Source organism: Streptococcus sp. HMSC071D03 (genome assembly GCF_001812125.1).
In the GTDB taxonomy this organism is placed as follows: Bacteria; Bacillota; Bacilli; order Lactobacillales; family Streptococcaceae; genus Streptococcus; species Streptococcus pseudopneumoniae_N.
Map to the genome: position 1 here is coordinate 1 of NZ_KV807707.1, position 21886 is coordinate 21886.

The 21886-nt window shown below is 40.0% G+C and carries 19 protein-coding genes and 1 pseudogene; 1 reads left to right on the forward strand and 19 read right to left on the reverse strand.

What is annotated here, in order from left to right:
• Nucleotides 1–89: 89 nt before the first annotated feature.
• Nucleotides 90–2315, reverse strand: coding sequence for a penicillin-binding protein PBP2A (gene pbp2a, locus HMPREF2837_RS01085; protein WP_075230539.1), 2226 nt, complete (start codon nt 2313–2315; stop codon nt 90–92).
• A gap of 88 nt (nt 2316–2403) precedes the next feature.
• On the opposite strand from pbp2a, the pseudogene HMPREF2837_RS01090 reads away from it, so the two are divergent.
• Nucleotides 2404–3278, forward strand: a pseudogene (locus tag HMPREF2837_RS01090) (RluA family pseudouridine synthase).
• Nucleotides 3279–3351: 73 nt separating this feature from the next.
• Here the strand turns inward: HMPREF2837_RS01090 and gap are convergent.
• The 18 genes from gap to rnpA form a co-directional block, all read right to left on the reverse strand.
• Nucleotides 3352–4362, reverse strand: a complete 1011-nt coding sequence (gene gap, locus HMPREF2837_RS01095) for a type I glyceraldehyde-3-phosphate dehydrogenase (protein ID WP_075230540.1) — start codon at nt 4360–4362, stop codon at nt 3352–3354.
• Nucleotides 4363–4628: 266 nt separating this feature from the next.
• Nucleotides 4629–7280 (reverse strand): bifunctional acetaldehyde-CoA/alcohol dehydrogenase, encoded by a 2652-nt coding sequence (gene adhE / locus HMPREF2837_RS01100; RefSeq protein ID WP_075230541.1) that lies wholly within the window; start codon nt 7278–7280, stop codon nt 4629–4631.
• Nucleotides 7281–7580: 300 nt separating this feature from the next.
• Nucleotides 7581–7994 carry an MORN repeat-containing protein gene (locus tag HMPREF2837_RS01105; RefSeq protein WP_075230542.1) on the reverse strand — a complete coding sequence of 138 codons (414 nt, stop codon included), beginning with the start codon at nt 7992–7994 and terminating at the stop codon, nt 7581–7583.
• Entirely contained in the window at nt 7969–8424 is a 456-nt protein-coding gene (locus HMPREF2837_RS01110) for a low molecular weight protein-tyrosine-phosphatase (RefSeq protein ID WP_075230543.1), read from the reverse strand. The genes HMPREF2837_RS01105 and HMPREF2837_RS01110 overlap by 26 nt, the downstream gene beginning before the upstream one ends.
• A 48-nt stretch (nt 8425–8472) precedes the next feature.
• Nucleotides 8473–8793, reverse strand: coding sequence for a preprotein translocase subunit YajC (gene yajC / locus HMPREF2837_RS01115; RefSeq protein WP_075230544.1), 321 nt, complete (start codon nt 8791–8793; stop codon nt 8473–8475).
• A 142-nt stretch (nt 8794–8935) separates the two neighbouring features.
• Nucleotides 8936–10912: a transketolase gene (gene tkt / locus HMPREF2837_RS01120; protein ID WP_075230545.1), complete on the reverse strand. Its 1977-nt coding sequence runs from the start codon at nt 10910–10912 to the stop codon at nt 8936–8938.
• 114 nt (nt 10913–11026) lie between these two features.
• Entirely contained in the window at nt 11027–12118 is a 1092-nt protein-coding gene (gene ulaG / locus HMPREF2837_RS01125; protein ID WP_006153413.1) for an L-ascorbate 6-phosphate lactonase, read from the reverse strand.
• Nucleotides 12119–12234: 116 nt separating this feature from the next.
• Nucleotides 12235–13908: a BglG family transcription antiterminator gene (locus HMPREF2837_RS01130; protein WP_049548837.1), complete on the reverse strand. Its 1674-nt coding sequence runs from the start codon at nt 13906–13908 to the stop codon at nt 12235–12237.
• Between the two features lie 166 nt (nt 13909–14074).
• The gene (locus HMPREF2837_RS01135) at nt 14075–14782 is read right to left on the reverse strand and encodes an L-ribulose-5-phosphate 4-epimerase (RefSeq protein ID WP_049548838.1); all 708 of its coding nucleotides are present in this window, start codon (nt 14780–14782) and stop codon (nt 14075–14077) included.
• 1 nt (nt 14783) lies between these two features.
• The gene (locus tag HMPREF2837_RS01140; protein WP_006153346.1) at nt 14784–15647 is read right to left on the reverse strand and encodes an L-ribulose-5-phosphate 3-epimerase; all 864 of its coding nucleotides are present in this window, start codon (nt 15645–15647) and stop codon (nt 14784–14786) included.
• A 3-nt stretch (nt 15648–15650) separates the two neighbouring features.
• Nucleotides 15651–16316: a 3-keto-L-gulonate-6-phosphate decarboxylase UlaD gene (locus HMPREF2837_RS01145; RefSeq protein WP_049548839.1), complete on the reverse strand. Its 666-nt coding sequence runs from the start codon at nt 16314–16316 to the stop codon at nt 15651–15653.
• A 16-nt stretch (nt 16317–16332) separates the two neighbouring features.
• Nucleotides 16333–16818 carry a PTS sugar transporter subunit IIA gene (locus HMPREF2837_RS01150; protein ID WP_049548840.1) on the reverse strand — a complete coding sequence of 162 codons (486 nt, stop codon included), beginning with the start codon at nt 16816–16818 and terminating at the stop codon, nt 16333–16335.
• 76 nt (nt 16819–16894) lie between these two features.
• Nucleotides 16895–17176 carry a PTS sugar transporter subunit IIB gene (locus HMPREF2837_RS01155; protein ID WP_000241466.1) on the reverse strand — a complete coding sequence of 94 codons (282 nt, stop codon included), beginning with the start codon at nt 17174–17176 and terminating at the stop codon, nt 16895–16897.
• A 23-nt stretch (nt 17177–17199) separates the two neighbouring features.
• Nucleotides 17200–18657 (reverse strand): PTS ascorbate transporter subunit IIC, encoded by a 1458-nt coding sequence (locus tag HMPREF2837_RS01160; RefSeq protein ID WP_049548841.1) that lies wholly within the window; start codon nt 18655–18657, stop codon nt 17200–17202.
• Nucleotides 18658–18775: 118 nt separating this feature from the next.
• A complete protein-coding gene (locus HMPREF2837_RS01165) occupies nt 18776–19411 on the reverse strand; it encodes a ribonuclease P (protein ID WP_075230546.1) in 636 nt (211 codons plus the stop codon).
• Between the two features lie 55 nt (nt 19412–19466).
• The gene (jag, locus tag HMPREF2837_RS01170; protein ID WP_049548843.1) at nt 19467–20432 is read right to left on the reverse strand and encodes an RNA-binding cell elongation regulator Jag/EloR; all 966 of its coding nucleotides are present in this window, start codon (nt 20430–20432) and stop codon (nt 19467–19469) included.
• A gap of 14 nt (nt 20433–20446) precedes the next feature.
• Nucleotides 20447–21274, reverse strand: coding sequence for a YidC/Oxa1 family membrane protein insertase (locus HMPREF2837_RS01175; RefSeq protein WP_000728106.1), 828 nt, complete (start codon nt 21272–21274; stop codon nt 20447–20449).
• Nucleotides 21249–21620, reverse strand: coding sequence for a ribonuclease P protein component (gene rnpA / locus HMPREF2837_RS01180; RefSeq protein WP_045762469.1), 372 nt, complete (start codon nt 21618–21620; stop codon nt 21249–21251). The genes HMPREF2837_RS01175 and rnpA overlap by 26 nt, the downstream gene beginning before the upstream one ends.
• Nucleotides 21621–21886 lie beyond the last annotated feature (266 nt).

A 21886-nucleotide genomic window follows, 5' to 3' on the forward strand; every position in this document is an offset into this window, starting at 1 on the left:
TCCAAGGTGTATCAGGAAGTATGAATACTGACAAGTGAGGGAGAAAAAAGACAAAGATTTGAATCCTTGTCTTTTATCTTTTAAACGTTTTAGCGAAACAGATCTACAATGGTATCCCAGACAGTCTGAGCTTTTTCTTTAATTTTAGCATCCGAAAACGCTCTTCCTGCTTCATCGACCAGATTTTGCGCCCGTCCACGAATATCTGATAGTATATCATCAGACTGTGCACTAGTGTCACTTGTAGTTTGTTTAGGTGCGTTTTCTGGTGCAATGCCATTCATTTTATAAGCATTTTCAACTGTAAAAGTACTTCCTGGTGTATAAGGAAGAATTGTTTCTGCCATACTTCTGAAAATGTGAGCAGCACCATTCGAAGTTGAACCTGCTAAATAGTGGTTTTCATCAGTAGTAGGGAAACCAAGCCAGTGGCTAATGACTAGATCAGGTGTATAGCCAATCACCCATTGATCACTCGTATATTCTGGATTGAAGGCAGCCTCTGTCGTTCCGGTTTTTCCAGCCATAACATAATCATCTGGAGACGAACTTATCCCTGTACCATTTGTAAAGGTTCCTAGCATCATACTTGTCATTTTATCAGCTACCGATTTGTCAACTACTCGTTTTTGAGTGTTTTTATGAGTAGCAATCACTTGACCACTAGCATTTTCAATATGAGTGATAAAGTGAGCATCCGGCATGAGTCCTTCATTTGCAAACACTGCGTATGCTTGGGCCATCTGAAGAGGGTTAGTTTCTACGCCACCACCTAAAGCCACTCCAAGCACATGATCTACATCGCTCATGTTGAGACCAAACTTTTCACCCGCTTCAAAGGCTTTATCAATTCCAAGCTCTTTAACAGTAGCTACTGCAGGTAAATTTAGAGATTTAGCCAAAGCTTGATACATGGGTACTTCTCGTGATGTCTTGATTCCTGCGTAGTTGTCTACTTTATAATCACCATATTGCATGGTATGATTATCCAACTCCTTATTAAGAGACCAGCCTGCCTCAACCGCTGGTGTGTACACTATCAAGGGTTTAATAGTAGACCCTGGACTTCTTTTAGATTGGGTTGCATAGTTAAAATTTCTGAAACCTGTTTTATCATCCCCGGCCACTCGACCAACAACTCCTCGAACTCCACCTGTTTTTGGTTCTAATGCGACACTACCAGACTCTGCATGTGTCCCATCTTCAGCTGTAGGAAAGAGAGAAGTATTTTGGTAGATAACCTGCATATTTGCTTGGTAATTTTGATCTAGCTCCGTATAAATTCGATAACCGTTATTAACGATTTCTTCCTCTGTTAGATTATACTTTTCAATAGCTTCATTAACAACTGCATCAAAATAGGAAGGATAACGGTAGTCTGATATTTTCCCTTCATAACTATCTTTCAACTGAGAAGCCATATCAACACTTGATGCTTCTGCTTCCTTATTTTTATCAAGATAGCCGGCAGCCACCATATTTTGCAAGACAGTATCTCTTCGATTAGTTGAATGCTCAATAGAATTCAGAGGATTGTACAATTCTGGGCCTTTAAGCATACCTGCTAAAGTGGCGGCTTCATCAAGAGTTAATTCCGATGCTGAAACACCAAAATACTTTTTACTAGCATCCTCAACACCCCAAACTCCATTACCAAAGTAGGCATTGTTCAAATACATGGTTAGAATTTCTTTTTTACTGTATTTTTTGGTTAATTCTAAAGCAAGGAAGAATTCTTTAGCCTTTCTCTGAACAGTTTGGTCTTGTGAAAGATAAGCGTTTTTCGCTAACTGTTGGGTAATTGTAGAACCACCACCCGAGCGACCAGCTGTTAGGATAGCTAGGAAAAAGCGACCATAGTTAATTCCACTATTTTTATAGAAGCTTCTATCTTCTGTCGCAATAACAGCATTCTGCAAATCTTCACTAATTTCCGAGAGCTCAACGTAGGTTCCTTTTTGGCCTGACAAGGCACCAGCCTCATTCTCTTCTCTATCAAAAATCACCGTTCGTGTTTTCAAAGCATTCTGCAAGTCTGTAACATTTGTCGATTTAGCCAAGGCAAATAGATAAACCCCAACAAACAAGTTTGCACTTAGTCCAAGAATTAGAAAGATTTTGGTCAGATGATAGCGACGCCAAAATTTTCGAATGGGTCCGACTTGCCCAGCTTTCTTTCGCCCACCTCTTGACCTTCTTAAATTAGTCGAGGTATTTTCTTCATTATTAACTTCATCGATTTCTATTTCTGCCATTTCAGATTCTTCTTTTTTAAATAAAGAAAGAAACTTTTCAAATAATGTATCTAATTTCATGCGTTTATTTTATCATCTTCCCCTTAGGAAGACAAGAATTTAGCTAGTTTCCCTATCCAAATAATCTATTTTTTGTTACAATATCTGTATGAAATTTACCTTTGTTATCCCTGATTCTCTTCCTGAAATGACTGTCAAAGTTTTCTTGGAGGAGCAACTACTCATTCCGAGAAAAATACGGCATTTCTTGAGAATTAAAAAGCACATTCTCATAAATCAAGAAGAAGTCCACTGGCATCAAACTGTCAAATCCGGAGATGAATGTCAACTGATTTTCGACGAGGAGGATTATCCTACAAAAGAAATTGTTTGGGGAAATCCTAATCTTGTCCAAGAAGTCTACCAAGACCAACATTTGATCATCGTGAACAAACCAGAAGGTATGAAAACTCACGGGAATCAACCAGAAGAAATTGCACTTCTCAATCATGTCAGCGCCTATGTAGGCCAGACTTGCTATGTTGTCCATCGCCTAGATAAGGAAACGAGTGGCCTCGTACTATTTGCTAAAAATCCATTTATACTGCCCATCCTCAATCGATTATTGGAGAAAAAAGAAATCTCCCGCGAATACTGGGCTCTGGTTGAGGGAAAAATAGGAGTTAAAGAGCTTGTCTTTCGAGATAAAATCGGTCGCGATCGTCACGATCGTAGAAAAAGAGTTGTGGATCAAAAAATGGTCAATACGCCGAAACCCAAGTAACTCGGTTGAAACAATTTCAAAACAAAACCAGTCTCGTTCGATGTAGATTGAAAACAGGACGCACTCATCAGATTCGAGTGCATCTATCTCACCACGGACATCCAATCCTTGGAGATCCTCTCTACAATCCACATTCCAAAGCTAGCAGACTAATATTACACGCATTTAAACTATCCTTTGTCCATCCTCTGACCTTAAACAAATTAAGCTTTACTGCGCTATCAGACACATTTGAAAGAGAATTAAACCAAAATAGATGACACTAGCATCCATTTTTTCTTATAAATACAAAAAAAGCAAGACCAGTTAGCCTTGCTTTTATCAACTCAAGAATTATTTAGCGATTTTAGCGAAGTATTCAAGAGTACGTACAAGTTGTGCAGTGTATGACATTTCGTTGTCGTACCATGAAACAACTTTAACCAATTGTTTACCGTCAACGTCAAGAACTTTAGTTTGAGTTGCGTCAAACAATGATCCGTAAGACATACCTACGATATCTGAAGATACGATTGGATCTTCTGTGTAACCGTATGATTCGTTTGAAGCTGCTTTCATAGCTGCGTTCACTTCATCAACAGTAACGTTCTTTTCAAGAACAGCTACCAATTCAGTAACTGATCCAGTTGGTGTAGGAACGCGTTGTGCAGCTCCGTCAAGTTTACCGTTCAATTCTGGGATTACAAGACCAATAGCTTTAGCAGCACCAGTTGAGTTAGGTACGATGTTAGCAGCACCAGCGCGAGCACGACGGAGGTCACCTTTACGGTGTGGTCCGTCAAGAATCATTTGGTCACCAGTGTAAGCGTGGATAGTAGTCATCAATCCTTCAACAACACCGAAGTTATCTTGAAGAGCTTTAGCCATTGGAGCCAAGCAGTTTGTAGTACATGAAGCACCTGAGATAACTGTTTCAGTACCGTCAAGAACGTCGTGGTTAGTGTTAAATACAACTGTTTTAACATCTGATCCACCAGGAGCAGTGATAACAACTTTTTTAGCTCCACCTGGGTGCAAGTGTTTTTCAGCAGCTGCTTTAGTAGCAAAGAAACCAGTTGCTTCAAGAACGATTTCTACACCGTCGTTAGCCCAGTCAATTTGTTCTGGATCACGTTCAGCAGAAACTTTAACGAATTTACCGTTAACTTCAAATCCACCTTCTTTAACTTCCACAGTTCCGTCGAAACGACCTTGAGTTGTGTCGTATTTCAACAAGTGTGCAAGCATAACTGGATCTGTAAGGTCGTTGATGCGAGTAACTTCAACACCTTCTACGTTTTGGATACGGCGGAAAGCAAGACGACCGATACGTCCGAAACCGTTAATACCAACTTTAACTACCATTAGTGATTTCCTCCTTATGAAAATCATGAAAATTTTATTGTGAAAAGAGTAACTTGAATCACTACAAATCACCTTTCAACATACCTATTATATAACTATTTGAGTTTAATTGCAAGCGCTGGCCTTGTTTTTCTGATAAGCTTTGGCAATATTTTCATTTCTTTACTTAGCCTTGCAGCCTACTCCAATTCTATGCATTTCTTAATAAAAACATATTCTCTAAGCATAAAAAACCGAGGTTTACCCTCGGTTTGGCTGATAATCAATTATTTACGGCGTCCTGGTCTTTCTTTGTAACCATAGTATGCATCTTCGATGATTTCTTGCATATGGTCAACCATTGGAAGACGTGGGTTTGCAGGTGAACATTGGTCTTCATAAGCAAGGAAGGCCAATTCACGTGAATGTTCTTTCCATTCTTTTTCGTCAATACCTTGTGCTTTGAAGTTCATTTGGATACCTACGCGCTCACCGAGTTCGTAAACAGCTTTTGCGTAAGATTCAACCCCTTCTTCTGGTGTAGAAGCTGGAAGTCCAAGCATACGAGCGATATCTTGATATTTCTCGTCTGCACGGTAGTAGTTGTACTTAGGCCATGTAGCTGTCTTAGCTGGGCGAGTACCGTTGTAACGGATAACGTATGGAAGTAAGATTGCATTTGTACGACCATGGATTGTGTGGAATTGCGCACCAATCTTATGGGCCATTGAGTGAGAAATACCTAGGAAGGCATTGGCAAAGGCCATACCAGCGATTGTTGAAGCGTTATGCATTTTCTCACGTGAGTGGAAGTCTGCATTCTTAACTGAACTTTCAAGGTTTTCGAATACAAGTTTGATAGCTTGAAGCGCAAGACCGTCAGTGTAGTCGCTAGCCATTTGTGATACGTATGCTTCAGTTGCGTGAGTCAATACGTCCATACCAGTATCAGCAGCAACAAATCCAGGAACTGTCAATACCAAAGCAGGGTCTACGATTGCCACAGTTGGTGTCAATGAGTAGTCAGCGATTGGGTATTTACGGTTGTTTGCTTTATCAGAGATAACGGCAAATGGAGTTACTTCAGATCCTGTACCAGATGTTGTTGGGATAGCAATGAATTTAGTCTTCTTACCAAGCAATGGGAATTTGAAGGCACGTTTACGGATATCCATGAATTTTTGTACAAGGTCACGGAAGTCCACTTCTGGTTGTTCATAGAAGAGCCACATTACTTTAGCGGCATCCATTGGAGATCCACCACCAAGAGCGATGATTGTATCTGGTTTGAAGGCACGCATGATCTCAGTACCACGTTCAACTGTAGTAATATCTGGATCTGGTTCTACATCTGCAAAGATTTGGTAAACAACCTTATTGCGACGAAGGTCAAGTTGTTCGATGATACGATCAAGGAAGCCAAGCTCTACCATAGCGTGGTCAGTAACGATCATGACACGCTCAACGTCACGACATTTTTGAAGGTATTGAATTGAATCACGTTCAAAGTATGTTTTTGAAGGAAGTTTCATCCATTGCATGTTATTTCTCCGTCTTCCGACTTTTTTGATGTTCAAGAGGTTGATGGCGCTAACGTTATCCCCAACTGAGTTACGTCCGTAAGAACCACATCCGAGTGTCAATGATGGCAAGAAGGCATTATAAACGTCCCCGATACCACCGAAAGTAGAAGGTGAGTTACAGATAACACGAATAGCTTTAACAGCTTTACCAAATTCTTTAGTCAATTCTTCATCAGCTGTATGGATGGCTGCTGAGTGCCCAAGACCGTTAAATTCAACCATTTGACGAGCTTTAGCAATACCATCTTCACGGCTTTCAGATTTCAAAACTGCGATAACTGGTGACAATTTTTCACGAGTCAATGGCTCGTTTTCACCAACTTCTTTACATTCTGCAGCAAGAATGTTTGTTCCTTCTGGAACAGTAAATCCTGCTTGTTCTGCAATCCAAGTTGCTGGTTTACCAACGATGTCAGCGTTCAATTTTGCACCAGCACAGTTTTTGCTGTTTGCTTTCACGCCGAAGCAGAACTCTTCAAGAAGAGCTTTTTCTTTTTTGTTTACAAAGTAAGTGTGATAAGATTTGAACTCTGCTACAAATTCATCGTAAATTTCTTTATCAATGATAACCGCTTGTTCAGATGCACAGACCATACCATTGTCAAATGATTTAGACATTACGATATCGTGAGCAGCTTGGCGGATGTTTGCTGATTTTTCAACATAAGCTGGAACGTTTCCGGCACCTACCCCAAGAGCTGGTTTACCACATGAATATGCAGCTTTAACCATGGCATTACCACCTGTTGCAAGGATTGTTGCAATACCTTCGTGGTTCATCAATGCACTAGTTGCTTCCATAGATGGTTCAGTAATCCACTGTACACAGTTTTCAGGAGCACCTGCTTTAATCGCTGCATCACGAACGATTTGAGCTGCGTGAGCTGATGATTCTTGAGCTGATGGGTGGAATGCAAAGACAATCGGATTACGAGTCTTCAATGAAATCAATGATTTGAAGATTGCTGTGGATGTTGGGTTTGTTGTTGGAGTGATACCACAAACAACACCAACTGGTTCAGCGATAAGAGTCAATCCTGTTACATCATCTTCTTCGATAACACCAACTGTTTTAGTGTGGCGCATGTTATTTACCACGTGCTCACAAGCAAATAGGTTTTTAGTTGCTTTATCTTCAAATACTCCACGTCCTGTTTCTTCAAAGGCATGTAAAGCCAATTCTCCGTGAGCATCAAGTGCTGCAACTGAAGCTTTTGCTACGATATAATCGACTTGATCTTGGTCAAGTTTACGCATTTCTTCAAGGGCAACTAAAGCTTTTTGCACCAAACCATCGACATGCTTTTCAGCAGTGAGTTTCTTTTCTTCTGGTGTTACAGTTTTTTTATCAGCCATATTTTCCTCCATAGCTTTCAAGGATTGTAAGTCCTTTGTTAATTTTTTCACAAGATTATTATAACTCTTTTTTAAACATTTGTAAACAGTTTCATAGACATTTCACAAACTTTTTTTATTTGTTTGTGAAAATAATTTCAAATATACCCGCACATGCACTTTTTCACTTAAAGTTTGTGAATTATTTCGTAAAAGTTTTATTTTTCACAAACTTAGTTGTAAAACAGTCTTGTAAGCCGTTTTCATTTACATGCAAGCGCTTTCTTAGATTCTGGAAGAATACCTCCTTCTAGGAGGAGGTTATTGTGCTTGTTGAAATAAACCTTGTTTGAAATCCCCTTCATAGACTACTTCTTGTTCGGTAGTCAGTTTTCCTTTTCCTTCAGCTTGACCATTTACAAAGTCTCCCTCATATACCCAACCTGCTTTAGCTTGGTAGGTACCTTTACCATTGAAGGTACCATTGCTAAATTCTCCAGTATAGGTATCACCGTTCGAGAAGGTAACAGTACCCTGACCATTCATCTTACCACGAACTAGGCTCCCGTCATAAATAATAGCATCATTATCAAGCTTAAGAACGCCCTGTTTTGGAAGATTGGTCAGAAATACGAGACCTGCACAGACAACAATGACGATCACTGTCGCAATTTCTAAACGGGGACGTGTTAAATAGACGCTATATTTTTCATAGAGTTTTTTTAAATTTTCCATGTTCACTCTCATTTTCTAAGCGACCTAACCAAGCCTGGCAACCAGTTAAAACTCGGTCATAAGTTTCTTCAAAATCACCTGTATACCAGGGATCTGGAACGCTTTCAGATGCAAAAGGCTGTATCTTATATTGTTGATCCTGCGGGCACATCTGATATAAGTCAGCAAGGTTAGACTCATCCATACCAATGATATAGTCAAAATACTCAAAGTCATTTTTAGAAATTTGTTGGGAAGTTTTCGAAGTATCATAAGGAACGCCATGGGTTCGAAAGATTGCTTGTGTCCCTTTGTGGATCGGATTGCCATGTTCCCAGGAAGAAGTCGCTCGACTTTGAATCTCATACTTATCGGTCAAGGATTTCATCACAAATTCCGCCATAGGACTGCGACAAATATTACCAAGACAGACAAAAGCAATTTTTTTCATTACTCTTCCTCTCACTTATAGAAAAACGGGAATGTGATCCACCCCGTTTTATTCTTCAATAGCACTGCCGTCTTCAATAACAGCTCCTTCAGGTGTCACAGCTTCTTTGACTGGCAAAACAGTTCGAATTGCTGCCAGTTCGAAGGTTAAGTATACGCCATCAACATCAAGAACAATTGTTCTATTTTCTGTGTCTACTTCATCGACTGTACCGTAGAGACCACCGATAGTGATTACTTCGTAGCCTTTTTGAAGCTTATTGAGGCTCTCCATACGTTTTTCCGCTTGTTTCTTTTGAGAACGTTGCATGAAGAACATCAAGCCCAACATCAAGACAAGCATAATTAAAAATGTTAAATTCCCACCCATTATTTTTACTCCTTTGTAATTCAGATAAAACTACTATAACAAATTTTAAGTGTTTTTACAAGATTAGGCCATGCTTTTATATCAAGAAAGAGGCTGGGACAAAAATTCCCAACCTCGACTTTTTTAGCAATATGCCTCTATATTATTTCAAGTTATTCACAAGTTCTACAAGGTTTTCAACTGTAAAGCCAAACTCTGCTAAAACTTTTGGTGCTGGAGCAGAAGCTCCAAAGGTATCAATACCAAGAACTGCTCCATCAAGACCAACGTATTTATACCAGTTTTGAGTTGCTCCCATTTCGACTGCTACACGACGACGAACTGCATTTGGTAAAATCTCTTCTTTGTATGCTGCATCTTGTGCATCAAATACATCTGTAGATGGCATGCTGACTACGCGAACTTTTCCACCTTGACTTGCCAATTCTTTAGCGGCTGCAACAGCGAGATTAACCTCTGAACCAGTGGCAATCAAGATGGTGTCGAAGTCTGCTGCATTTTCATAAACGACATAAGCACCTTTCGCAACCTTGTCAAAGTCTGTTCCTTCCTCAACAGTCAAGTTTTGACGAGTCAAGACAAGAACAGTCGGTGTTTTCTCACTTTTGACTGCTTGATACCAAGCTGCTTGTGTTTCACGCGCATCTGCCGGACGGAAAACATTAAGGTTTGGAATCGCACGAAGACCTGCCAAGTGCTCAATCGGTTCATGAGTTGGACCATCTTCACCAACCGCTATTGAATCGTGAGTGAAGACATAAGTAACCGGAAGACCTTGTAAAGCTGACAATCGAACCGCTGCCTTAAGGTAGTCTGAGAATACGAAGAATGTTCCTCCGTAAACACGAAGTCCACCGTGAAGAGCCATTCCGTTCAAGACTGTACCCATTGCAAATTCACGAACACCAAATTGGATGTTACGATTTAAGCGATTTGCATCATCTTGAAGTCCGTCAGTTTTGATGTAAGTCATGTTTGAATGAGCGAGGTCTGCTGATCCACCAAGGAAGGTTGGCAACTTAGCTGCCACTACATTCAAAGCATCCTGACTTGAGTTACGAGTTGCTTGAGAGAAGCCATTTTCTAAAGCTGGGAAGTCTTCTGGAGTCAACTCAACTGGATCGCGTCCTTCGATAATTGCTTCCACTTCTGCAGCAAGTTCTGGATGAGCTTCTTTGTAATCTGCGACTAGTTTTGTCCATGCTTCATAGGCTGATGCGCCACGGTCTGCAACATTTTCTTTGAAATCATCATAAACTTCTGCTGGGATTTCAAACTGTTCATAGTTCCAACCAAGTGCCTGGCGTGTTGCCGCAGTTTCATCCGCGCCAAGAGGGGCACCGTGTACGGCATTAGTTCCTTGTTTGTTCGGAGAACCATAACCAATAACAGTTTTCACTTCGATCAAAGATGGTTTTCCTGAAGCCTTAGCTTCTTCAATAGCAGCATGAATAGCTTCTAAGTCTGTTCCATCTTCTACCAAGGCTGTATACCAACCATAAGCATTGTAACGATCGCGGACACTTTCTGTGAAAGAATCTTTTGTCTCACCATCCAAGTTGATATCATTTGAATCATAAAGAACAACCAACTTGTCAAGCTTTTGCAAGCCTGCATAAGAAGCAGCTTCACTTGAGACACCTTCCATCAAGTCACCATCTCCACAGATAACGTAAGTGTAGTGGTCAAAGATGTTGTAACCTTCGCGGTTATACTTGGCTGCAAGGAAGCGTTCTGCTTGTGCAAAACCTGTCGCAGTCGCAATCCCTTGTCCTAGAGGGCCTGTTGTTGCATCAACCCCTGCTGTATGACCGAATTCTGGGTGACCTGGAGTTTTAGAGCCCCATTGACGGAAGTTCTTCACTTCATCCATGCTCACATCTTCAAATCCTGAAAGGTGAAGAAGGGCATAAAGAAGCATTGATCCGTGACCAGCTGAAAGAATGAAACGGTCGCGGTTAATCCAGTTTGGTTGAGCTGGATTGATACGAAGTTCTTTAGTGAAAAGGCTGTAAGCCATCGGTGCTGCACCCATTACCACCCCTGGGTGACCTGAGTTGGCTTTATTGATAGCGTCAATACCTAGAAAACGAATCGCATTAACAGATAGATTTGACATAGAATTTCCTTTCTCTTTGAGGTGATAGGTCTATCACATATTCTATTTGTACTATTATATGAAAATTATCCGTATCGTGCAACATACGGATAACCTCCAGAAAAAATTTTTATATTAAAGCAAGGCTTTGAATTGGATATTCGAGTCTTGTTCGAAGCAGTCATCAAAACCACGTGGGTGATGATATTCTATTAAGTGTTGGTCTTGAGGATAAGTGTATTTTCCACCAACTTCCCAGATAAATGGATGGAAATCGTATTGCAAACGATCTTTTCTCATTTTCCAAAGTTCTAGGATTTCATTCGTAGAAGCCATGAAGTTAGACCAGATATCATAGTGAACTGGGATAATGACTTTAGCACGAAGATTTTCTGCCATGCGAAGTAGGTCGATAGAGGTCATTTTATCTTGGATACCAACTGGGTTTTCACCATAGTTATTCAAAGCAACATCAATTTTGAAATCTTTACCATGTTTCGCAAAGTAGTTTGAGAAGTGAGAATCCGCACCATGATAGATGGTTCCACCTGGTGTTTCAAAGACATAGTTAACAGCCTTTTGAGCCATTTCTTCATCAGTAACAGCTAAGCCAGCAAGTTCACCACCTGTCTCATCAGCACCGTTCACTGGTAGAGTTACCAAGCAAGTACGGTCAAATGATTCTACCGCATGAATCTTCATGTCTTTTAGTTCAATAGTATCACCTGGTTTAACAACGATGATGCGTTCTTTTGGAACACCCCATCCTTCCCAGATTCGTCCACAATGGTAAGGACCGATAAACTTAACATGTTCTAACTTAGGATTGTTGAGAATTGCTGCAGCTGTGTATGGGTCGATATGGTCACTATGGAAGTGTGAAACCAAGTAGTAGTCGAGTTCATTGATAGCAAATGGATCGATAACCATTGGCTGAACACGTAAGTTTGGTTGCAATTTACGAACACCTGCCATATTTGCCATTTGGTGTCCGCGAACCATATCTTTCACTTTTTTGGTTGATTTTCCACGGTTTGACCAAAGGTCCATGACAACGTTAGCACCACCTGGTGTCTTAATCCAAGTACCACAGTTGCCTAGCCACCACATGGCAAAGTTTCCTTCAGGAACGACTTCTTCTTCGATTTCTTCGTTCAACCATGTTCCCCACTCTGGGAAAGTAGCTAAAATCCATGATTCTCTTGTAATTTCTTTTACGTTTGGCATTTGAAATCCTCCATATTTTGTTCAAGTATTTATTTCATACTTAGTATAACACCGACCGATATATTAAAAAAGACCAAGAAAAACACAGGCTTGTGTTCATCATTGGACTGTGATGTTTATGATTCATCTAAAAAAGCTTGGATGACTAATTCTTGGTTGATTAAAAGTTGAATTTCTTCTTGTAATTTTGCTGCAGCGTGTTTATCAGATATATAGGTAGTAATAATGGTTGAGAGATTATCCTTGAAGGTCCGACCATTCTTTTGAAGAACCTTATTTTTCATAAAGTCTGTCATGCGTAAAATATCTTCTGCCTCAAGTATGGGATTTACCTTTAGTACTGGGAAGCGACTCTCAAGCTCATCGTTTGTTGTAAGTAGCAAATCAACCTGAGTAATATCCTCCACGCTTTTGAACTGCTCAGTGGTAAAGACTGCCCCAATCTGTTCGTTTGGAAGATAGAAGCGACATTGTTTAAGTAAGAGTTTAGAAACGCCCACTCCTTCATCACACACAATATAAATCTTCTTGGTATTGTTTTGAATCGATGGAGTATACTTTAAAAATCCCCCAACATGAATGGTCAGATAGGCAATCTCATCATCTGTCAATCGAATCTGCCAGGCTTCTTCTAGCACTTCTGCACATCTTTTTGTAATTACGAAAAGCTCACTATACTTGGAACGAATCTGACGTGTCAAAGGATTTTTTGAGAAGATCCCATAGTTTTTTCTAAATAGTAGAGCCTTACAGTGAATCACGAGATTTCTCAACAAGTCTTCTTTCTGTTCAATCTCCATTCTGGTTTGAGATTCAAAATACCAAATAAACTCTTCTAAAGCTCTTCTCAAATGTTGAAAATCTTTACTTTCTGCATGGATGTCTCGATCTTTTCGATAGGATAACAAAAGAATGGCCAAGAGAGATGTATCTAATTCTGAAAACGAGATGCCAAATGTTTCAAACAAGCGTTCTCCTAGTTTCTTAGACACCTGGTATTCTATCCTCTTTCGAATCAATGAAAATTCTTGATCAATTTCTTGATGTTTATCTTGATTTCGAGTAACGGTATCACACCCTAGTAGAAGATAGGGAAGGACCTGTAACATAAAGGTGACTTCGTGATGGTTTATTTTTTTCCCTAAATTTTGCTCAACCAGTGGAACTTGTTTTTTGAGGAATTGATTGACCTCATCAGAAAGAAGCATCTCATCTTCTAATCGCTCCTTGATTTTCTCCTCTAAAATAGCTACAAAAGCTGGGGTCTCCTCTATAAAGATATGATAGAGAAGGGATTGAAGATACTGGATTTTATTAAGAGGGTGTGCATTCAAGTAGTAACCACGAGATTTACTAACTTGAAGTGTTACTTGATACTGCTCCAAGGTTAGCTGGTAACGAATGCTATTTAAGTCATTAAGGACTGTATTTCGAGAGACTTCTGTTAATTCCATGAGTTTTTCAAGCGTGATTCTCTCTTTGGAAATACCAATCAGAAGTAGCATCAGCTGCATTCGCTCGTTGGCACTCATGATGTAATCATAAGAATCAACTTCGTCTAATAATTGACGACAAGCTTCTCTTTGTTCCTCGGTTAAGTGAATACCAATCCGAGGCAGACTGATGATATGCAAATTCTCATCATCCAAAGCATCATTGATTTTATCAATGTGATAGTAGATTTTTCTTCGAGATTGAGCTAGATCTTTTGAAATGGCCATAATCGTTTTGGACGTTTCTTGATCCATCAAATATTGAAGCAAGTCACAGCTCGCCTTATCTAAAACCATAATTCATACTCCTCTATTTGTCAATCGCTTCCAAAACAACTTTATAATGGTATCACATTCGTAAAGACTTTGCAATTATGTACTGTAAACTCTTAACAGTGGATACTTACAACTACAAAAGCGAGGCTTGGATCGTAAGGTCCTAGCCTCTTTTCAATTCAATTTCTTATTTCTTTTGACCGTAATAAGCATTTGGTCCATGTTTACGTTGGTAGTGCTTTTCTAGGATGTACTGGGGAGCAGGTTCAACTCTTGGATTGATTTGCTCTGTGAAGCGATTCATCTTAGATACTTCCTCTAGTACAACTGAGTGATAAACAGCATTTTCTGGATTTTTGCCCCAGGTGAATGGACCGTGATTGCGCACGACAATCCCTGGAACTTCAACTGGATTAAGACCACGACGCTCAAACTCTTCCACGATGACCAGGCCAGTATCTTTTTCATAGGCCACTTCTACTTCATCCTTAGTCAAACTACGAGCGCAAGGGATTGAACCGTAGAAATAATCTGCATGGGTTGTTCCATAGAAAGGAATATCACGACCTGCCTGAGCCCAACCAACAGCTTCTGTCGAATGGGTATGGACCACACTAACAATCTCTGGCCAAGCCTTATATAACTGCACATGAGTTGGAAGGTCCGAAGATGGTCTTAAATCTCCTTCTAGAACCTTGCCATCCAGGTCAGTTACCACCATGTTTTCAGGTGTCAATTCGTCATAATCTACGCCTGATGGTTTGATAACAATGACACCGAGTTCGCGATTGACTTCAGATACATTGCCCCAGGTAAATTTAACAAGTCCATGTTTTGGCAATGATTGATTGGCATCACAGACTCGTTTACGCATAGCATTGATTACTTGATTCATCTTACATCAAACCTGCTTTCTTAATTAGTGGATAGAGAAAAGCTTGCGCCTCTTGAATGGCTGCGCGTGTTTCTTCTACAGTTTCACAATTTTCAGACCACATTTCGATTAGGAAAGGTCCATTATAATTAGTTTGTTTTAAAATATCGAAAGCTTCTTCCCATTTGACACAACCTTGCCCGAAAGGTACATCTCGGAATTGGCCCTTTGAACTTTCTGTCACTGCATAAGTATCCTTGAGATGGAGAGCGGCGATAGCATGGTGACCTAGATAGAACTCACTATAGACATCATTATGCCAGGCAGATACATTACCAATATCTGGGTAGACAAAAAGGTAGGGAGAGTCAATCTCTTTTTCTACAGCCAAGTATTTTTCGATGCTATTGATAAAAGGATCATCCATAATTTCAATGGCAAGTACCACCTGAGCTTCTTCAGCCCAGTCACAAGCTTTTCTCAAATTTTTGATAAAACGTTGGCGTGTCTGGGGTGACTTTTCCTCATAGTAAACATCGTAACCAGCTAATTGAATCGTACGAACTCCCAAGTCTTGGGCTAATTCGATACATTTTTTCATGAGTTCTAGAGATTTTTCCTCTAGAACTGGATCATTTGATCCCAATGGGTAGCGACGATGACCTGAAAAACAGATAGAAGGAATACGAACTCCAGTTTCATAGATCGCTTTGACAACTTCCAAGCGTTCTTCCTTGCTCCAGTCAAGTCTTGCTAAACGCTCATCACGTTCGTCAATAGACATCTCGACAAAATCAAAGCCTAACTCCTTAGCAAAATTTAAACGTTCTAGCCAAGTAAAGTGTGTCGGGGTTGCCTTTTCATAAATTCCAATTGGACGTGCCATGGTTTACCCCCAAATTCGTTTGATTTCATCCTTGAAGGCACGCGCTGCTCCTGCTGGATCCGCAGCCTCTGTAATTCCACGACCTGCGATAAAGGTAAAAACATCAACACCTTCAAAGAGTTTGAGAGTATCTACATCTAGACCACCTGTTACAGAAACTCGGAAGCCCATGTCAATGAGTTTTTTAACCTTATTAAGGTCTTTTTCACCCCAAGTTTCACCAGCAAGAAGGGCATCACGAGATTGGTGATAGATAGCTTGTGAGATACCTGCATCTAGCCAAAGCTGAGCTTGTTCAAAAGTCCAATCACCATAAAGCTCGATCTGGATTTCGCCTCGGTCCCCACGTTCAGCCTTGATAGCCTTTAGAGCGGCTTCCATAGTAGGGATGGTTGCACAACAGATACAAGTCATCCAATCTGCTCCACGAACGGCATTATTTTTGGCAACTGTTCCACCAGCATCAGCACATTTTGTGTCTGCTACAATAATCTTATCTGGGAAAAGGCTTCGCAAGACCTCAACCAGTTCACTTCCAACTTGAAGCAAGCAAACAGTTCCAGCTTCGATAATATCTACTTCCTGACCAACAGAAACAGCTGCTTTAATTGCTCCTTGCAAGTCTGAATGGTCTAATGCAACTTGTAAATTAGGTATTCTTTTTGTCATCTCTTTATTCCTCTTTCTAACTTTCCAAATCCAATCCTTCGAGATAAGGGCTATCCTTAGATTCTTCAATCATCGCCAAGACATCTTCTTTAGTCTGGCAAGCCTGTAAACGTGCGATAGAATCTTCTAATTCAAATAAGGCAATGATTTGTGGAATAGCTACACTTGTGTGAATTTTTGAGCTTGTTGCTGCTAGTGCCAACAAAACAGAGACCTCTTTCCCATCTGGAAATACAACAGGATTTTGCAAGGTAATCAATGAAAAGGCATCTCTTTGTACTCCAGCTTCAGGTCTAGCATGGGGCATAGCCATACCTGGCATCAAGATATAGTAAGGACCATACTCTTCAGTCGATTCGATGATAGCATCGTAATACTCTGGCAAAATCGCCCCACTTTCAATCAAGGGATCTACTGCTACCTTGACTGCTTCTTTCCAATCGTTAGCTTCTAAACCTAGTCGGATCGAGTCATTGTCAATTAAAGCTTGTTTTAAATTCATATCTGCCTCCTTTATTTAAAGAGGGAGAAGGACAGAAACGATAACTCTCAGTTTCTGTCCAGCCCCCTCCAACCTTTTACTGTAGTGCTTGACTGAGTTTTTCAGTAATTTCTTTATCATCCATCAAGTTGTCAAGCCCAATTAACTTCCCATTAGTCCGACCTTCCAATTCTTGGATTAAATGAAGAGAAGCGATTACGATGTCATAGCCTGCTGCTAAACCTTTTGCTTCACCGACACTGCATGAATTGACTGTAAAATCTGTTTGATTAAGTTTACGGAGGGCATTTTCAACCTTCATCTTGATAACCATAGATGAACCCATTCCATTTCCGCACGCTGCTAATACTTTAACCATTTTATTTTCTCCTTTTCTAGAAACTATGCTTCTTCTTGAACTTCACCCTTGTAGTATTTTTCTTTATCTTTTGCTTTGGCAAATTGAAGTTGAGGAATAACAAGCAAGAAGAGACATACAAGTACATAACCAACAATACCGAGATATTTGAAGATGTATCCAAATCCAAGCCATGGGAATTCGAAGTCGATATTTCCATGGTAACCACCGTAAGATGCTAAGTCGAGAAGGGCCACACAAAGAGCTCCTAGAGCAACTTGAAGGACACCTGAGATGAAAGATAGGATAACGGCTGCTTTCCATCCGCCACGCTTATCAGCATAGACCGCGATGGCGGCATTATCAAAGAACACTGGTACAAATCCTGTAATAATAAGAATCGGATTTTTAAAGACGATGAGCAAGACAATTGTAATCAATTGACCAATCAAACCAAAGGCAAATCCTGACAAGACCGCATTTGGTGAACCAAATCCATAAGAAGCCGCAACGTCGACCGCTGGGAATGAACCTGGCAACAATTTGTTTGAAATACCTTGGAAGGCATTTGTCAACTCAGATACGAACATGCGGACACCTTGCATCAAAACGAACAAGTAAACAGAGAAGGTGAAGGCTGTTTGGATAATGTACATAAAGAAATCTTGTTTTGCAGGATTAAATAGAGTTCCTGAAGTGATGACTTCTTTATTAGACATAATGTCTGGACCCAAGATTAAAAGAATAGCTCCGAAGAATACGAGCATCAAAGTAGCAGAGGCAACAACTGTATCATGGAAGATTGAGAGGAACTTAGGCAATTTAAGATTGTCTAGACTTTCTTCTTTCTTGCCAAAGCGTCCTGCCACTTTATCTACAAACCAGATTGCAAATTGTTGTTGGTGACCAATCGCAAATCCGCCACCACCAGTCAGACGTTGAGTTGCCTCAACAGTCATATTTGAACTAACTGCCCAGTAAAGGCCACAGATGATACCGATTGCTGCTGTACCATAAGCATTGCGCAATTGTGGGACTAAGAATAGAACCATAAGAGATACAGTCGCAGCTTGTTGTACCATAATGTGACCAGTAATAAAGAGGGTTCTTACTTTCGTAATCTTGCGTAGAGCTACAAGCAAGATATTTACTCCAAAACCGATCAATAGAGCTGTAGTTGCAGTCCCAACGAAATCTGGAAACTCTGCTGCAATTTTGTTGTTTGCTGCAGCAAGTCCAAAGTAAGGGTCAATAACCGCTGCACCGATTTGAAATTTATAGTTAAGGGCTGCCAAGATTGGACGGAAGGTTGTAACCAAACCACCAGCACCCACGTTGAGCAACATATATCCTACTGTTGCTTTAACGAAACCTGAGAAAACGTCATGAGCAGGTTTTTTCAAAAGTGCGTATCCTATTAGCACCAATAAACCTACGAAAAATGCGGGATTCTGCAAAATATTGCTAGAAAACCAATTTAGAACACTTGAAATGACTTCCATAATTGTTCTCCTTTTGAATTGTTTTTGTAAGTTTATTATATAATGTGAAAACGGAAACAAAAAGACCAAGAATTACACAGCGGACTGTTCACTCTTGGACTGTATGATTTATGATATTTTAATAATCGTCCGATTTTCTCGTAGCTAGATAATAAGGAAGAATTATATTATAAGATTCCAGTAGGGCTTCTAGGATTTCTTCTTCAGATAAATTTTCTGTCACTGGAACATCTATCTTCACCAAAACTTTTCGGACTTCCTGATGGGATAGTTTTTCTCTTAAAATTTGACGTTTTTCCTCAGTAGCCTCCATCTTGTGACTTTCTCCATTTGAGTAGACTAGATAGTAAATTCCGTCTAATACTGGAACTTCTAGGACCTTGGCCTGTTTGCCTAATGTTCGCTCATCCTTCTTACGTTCGATAAAACTAACTTCAAGCGAAACTCCAAAATCAGAAGGACTTCCATACAAACGAAGGGCCAACATAGGCTCTGTCACTTCTCCCTCACGCTGTAGATAGGCCCAGAAATGCGGTCGCAAACGTTGGGCTTGATTCATCCACTGACTCGTCCCTTGGAGATCCCATTCTGGATGTCTTTCTTGAAAAGCCTTGGCTAAGTGTGTAAAGACCTTTCTAGCCTCCTGCCCCTTACTCCTCAAATAAAGCATTTTTTCAGCTTCTTGACCTGCCTTCTCGGGTTTTTGATACTGTAAACCAGAGAAAGCTAGATATTCTCTCATTGTATTCAACATAAGATCAACCTCCCTTAGCTAGCAAAAAATCAGGATGCCCCTGATTTTGCTTTGATTATTCTGTATCAACCACAACGTAACGATTTGGTTCATCACCTTCTGAATAACTAGTGACACCCTCCATACGTGAAATAATACGATGGATGATTTTACGTTCGCTACTAGACATTGGATCAGTCACCTGACTACGCCCCTCTTCTAGGACACGTGTAGCTAACTTCTGTGCATAGCTCTGCAAGACTTCTGCACGGTGCTCTACATAATCATTAACATTGATGGTAATATAGAAGGTTCTTGAATAGCGGTTATAAAGATAATTTTGCGCTAAAAGCTGGAGAGATTTCAAAACCTTACCATGGTAACCGATAATACGACCCGGTTCATTGGTATCAATTTGCATATTGATAGAACGGCGATTTGAGGTACTTGAAATTGCTCCCTCAACATCCATATCATCAATAATACCTTGAACATAGTTGGTCACTTCTTCGACCACCTGGTCAATATCATAGGTCGGTTCAATCTTCAAACCTAGATTTTCTAAATCATCATTCTGCTCGACTTCTTCCTGTTCTTCCTGCTCTTTAGATTCTTCTGGCAGTAAATCTTTTAGAATGGCAATATGACCAGTCTCCTCTAAAATTGTACTAGCCTCTTTCTCATTTTTTAGAATTTCGGCCTTAACCTCTTCAGAGATCCCTTGCCCTTCTTCCTCGATTTTCTTGATTGCTTCAACAACATGACCTAAGTCTACTGTTGCCTCACTAACAGTCTTAACGGGTTCGTTCTTAGCATTAACTTCCTTTGGAACTCCTTTGACTGCTTGCTGATTTGCCTTCACAACAGTTGTCTCACTAATTGCTTCGATATCAACTTGCGCTGGTTTCTTCCCAAAAAGGCCAAAGAAACCTTTTTTCTCCCTTGAGACAACCTTAATATGCGCCTTCATTCTAGGAATCCCCAATTCCTTCAATCCCGTTTGGATCGCTTCCTCAACAGTTGAACCTGTAAATAATACCATTACAAGATTCCTCCTTACTTTTTCTTTTTCTGTGCTTTCTTGAGAGCTTTTCTCTTCTTGATTTCTAAATCCTTCTTAGCCTGTACTCCCGCCTCACGCTCTGCAATAATCTTGAATGGATTGTTGAGCAAATAGGTTTGGAGCACCTGATAAGCATTGGATACCGCCCAGTATAAGGCAACCCCACTTGGTGAATACATGGCAAAGAAGAAAATCATTACTGGCATTGCATACATCATCCCTGTCATGGCGCCATTTTTCTCAACCATGGCCTTATTGGATAACCACGTGCTAAGGAAAGTAAAGATAGCTGCCAGAATAGGCAAAACAAAAGTCGTATCAACACCACCAAGGTTAATCCATAAGAAATGACCCGTTTTTAGAAATTCTACCCTACTCAAAGCTTGGAACAAGGCCAACAAGACTGGCATTTGGATTAAGATTGGCCAGAGAGAAGCTGACTGTTTGACACCATGTTGCTTGAACAACTGACGCATTTCTTGGTCCAACTTGGTACGGCTCTCCATATCCCGTCCCGGATAACGTTCTCGCAACTCCTTAACCAGTGGTTGTACTTCTTGCATCTTTCTAGATGCCACCATTTGTATCTGAAAGACTGGTAAAAGAATGGTTCTGATTAAAAGGGTAAATAAAATAATCCCCAGACCAATACTTGTATCAAATGATAAAAAGCGAATGGTTTCAGCAAAAAAATAAACAAATTTACTCCAAAAACCTGTTGATTCAGCTGTAATCTCACTCGTCGTACCACTAGCCGTGCAGGCGCTCATCACAAATAAAGCAAGCACCATTAAGCTAGTCAACTGTAATTTCTTTTTCACTCCCATTTCCTTCCTGGTAAATCTTTGATAACTTTAATACGTGAAGTAGATTTTTTTCCATTTCCGCGTAGTCCAAAATTTCAACACCTTTTCGAGCAATCACAACAAAATCTACATTTTCAACCAGCTGATTTTTATGTTCAATCAGAATATGTCGAATTCTTCTCTTGATCTGATTCCTCGTGACAGCGTTTCCTAATTTTTTACTGACAGATAGGCCAACTCGAAAATGCTGTTCATTATTTTCTAATCGATAAATAACAAATTTACGATTAGCAAAACTCTCCCCTTTTTTAAATATTGCACTAAAATCTTTCTCTTTTTTTACACGAAAGCGTTTTTTCAAAATTCAACTCCATCTATTAAAACTACTACTATTATACCATAATTTTTCAAAAAGCCAATCATAGCAAGGTTTTAGCCCGTTTTACAGAATGAAAAAACTAGTTTCATCCTTTAAATCATCTTATTTTTAAACAAATTTACAAATTTGAACATGCTACTTTCTTTATTTTCTCTTGATATAAAACAAAAGTCACTCCAAAGAGTGACTTTTGTAGGAGATTATTATGAAAAAGTTAGGATTTCTATTAAATAAAGTTAGGAGGTCTT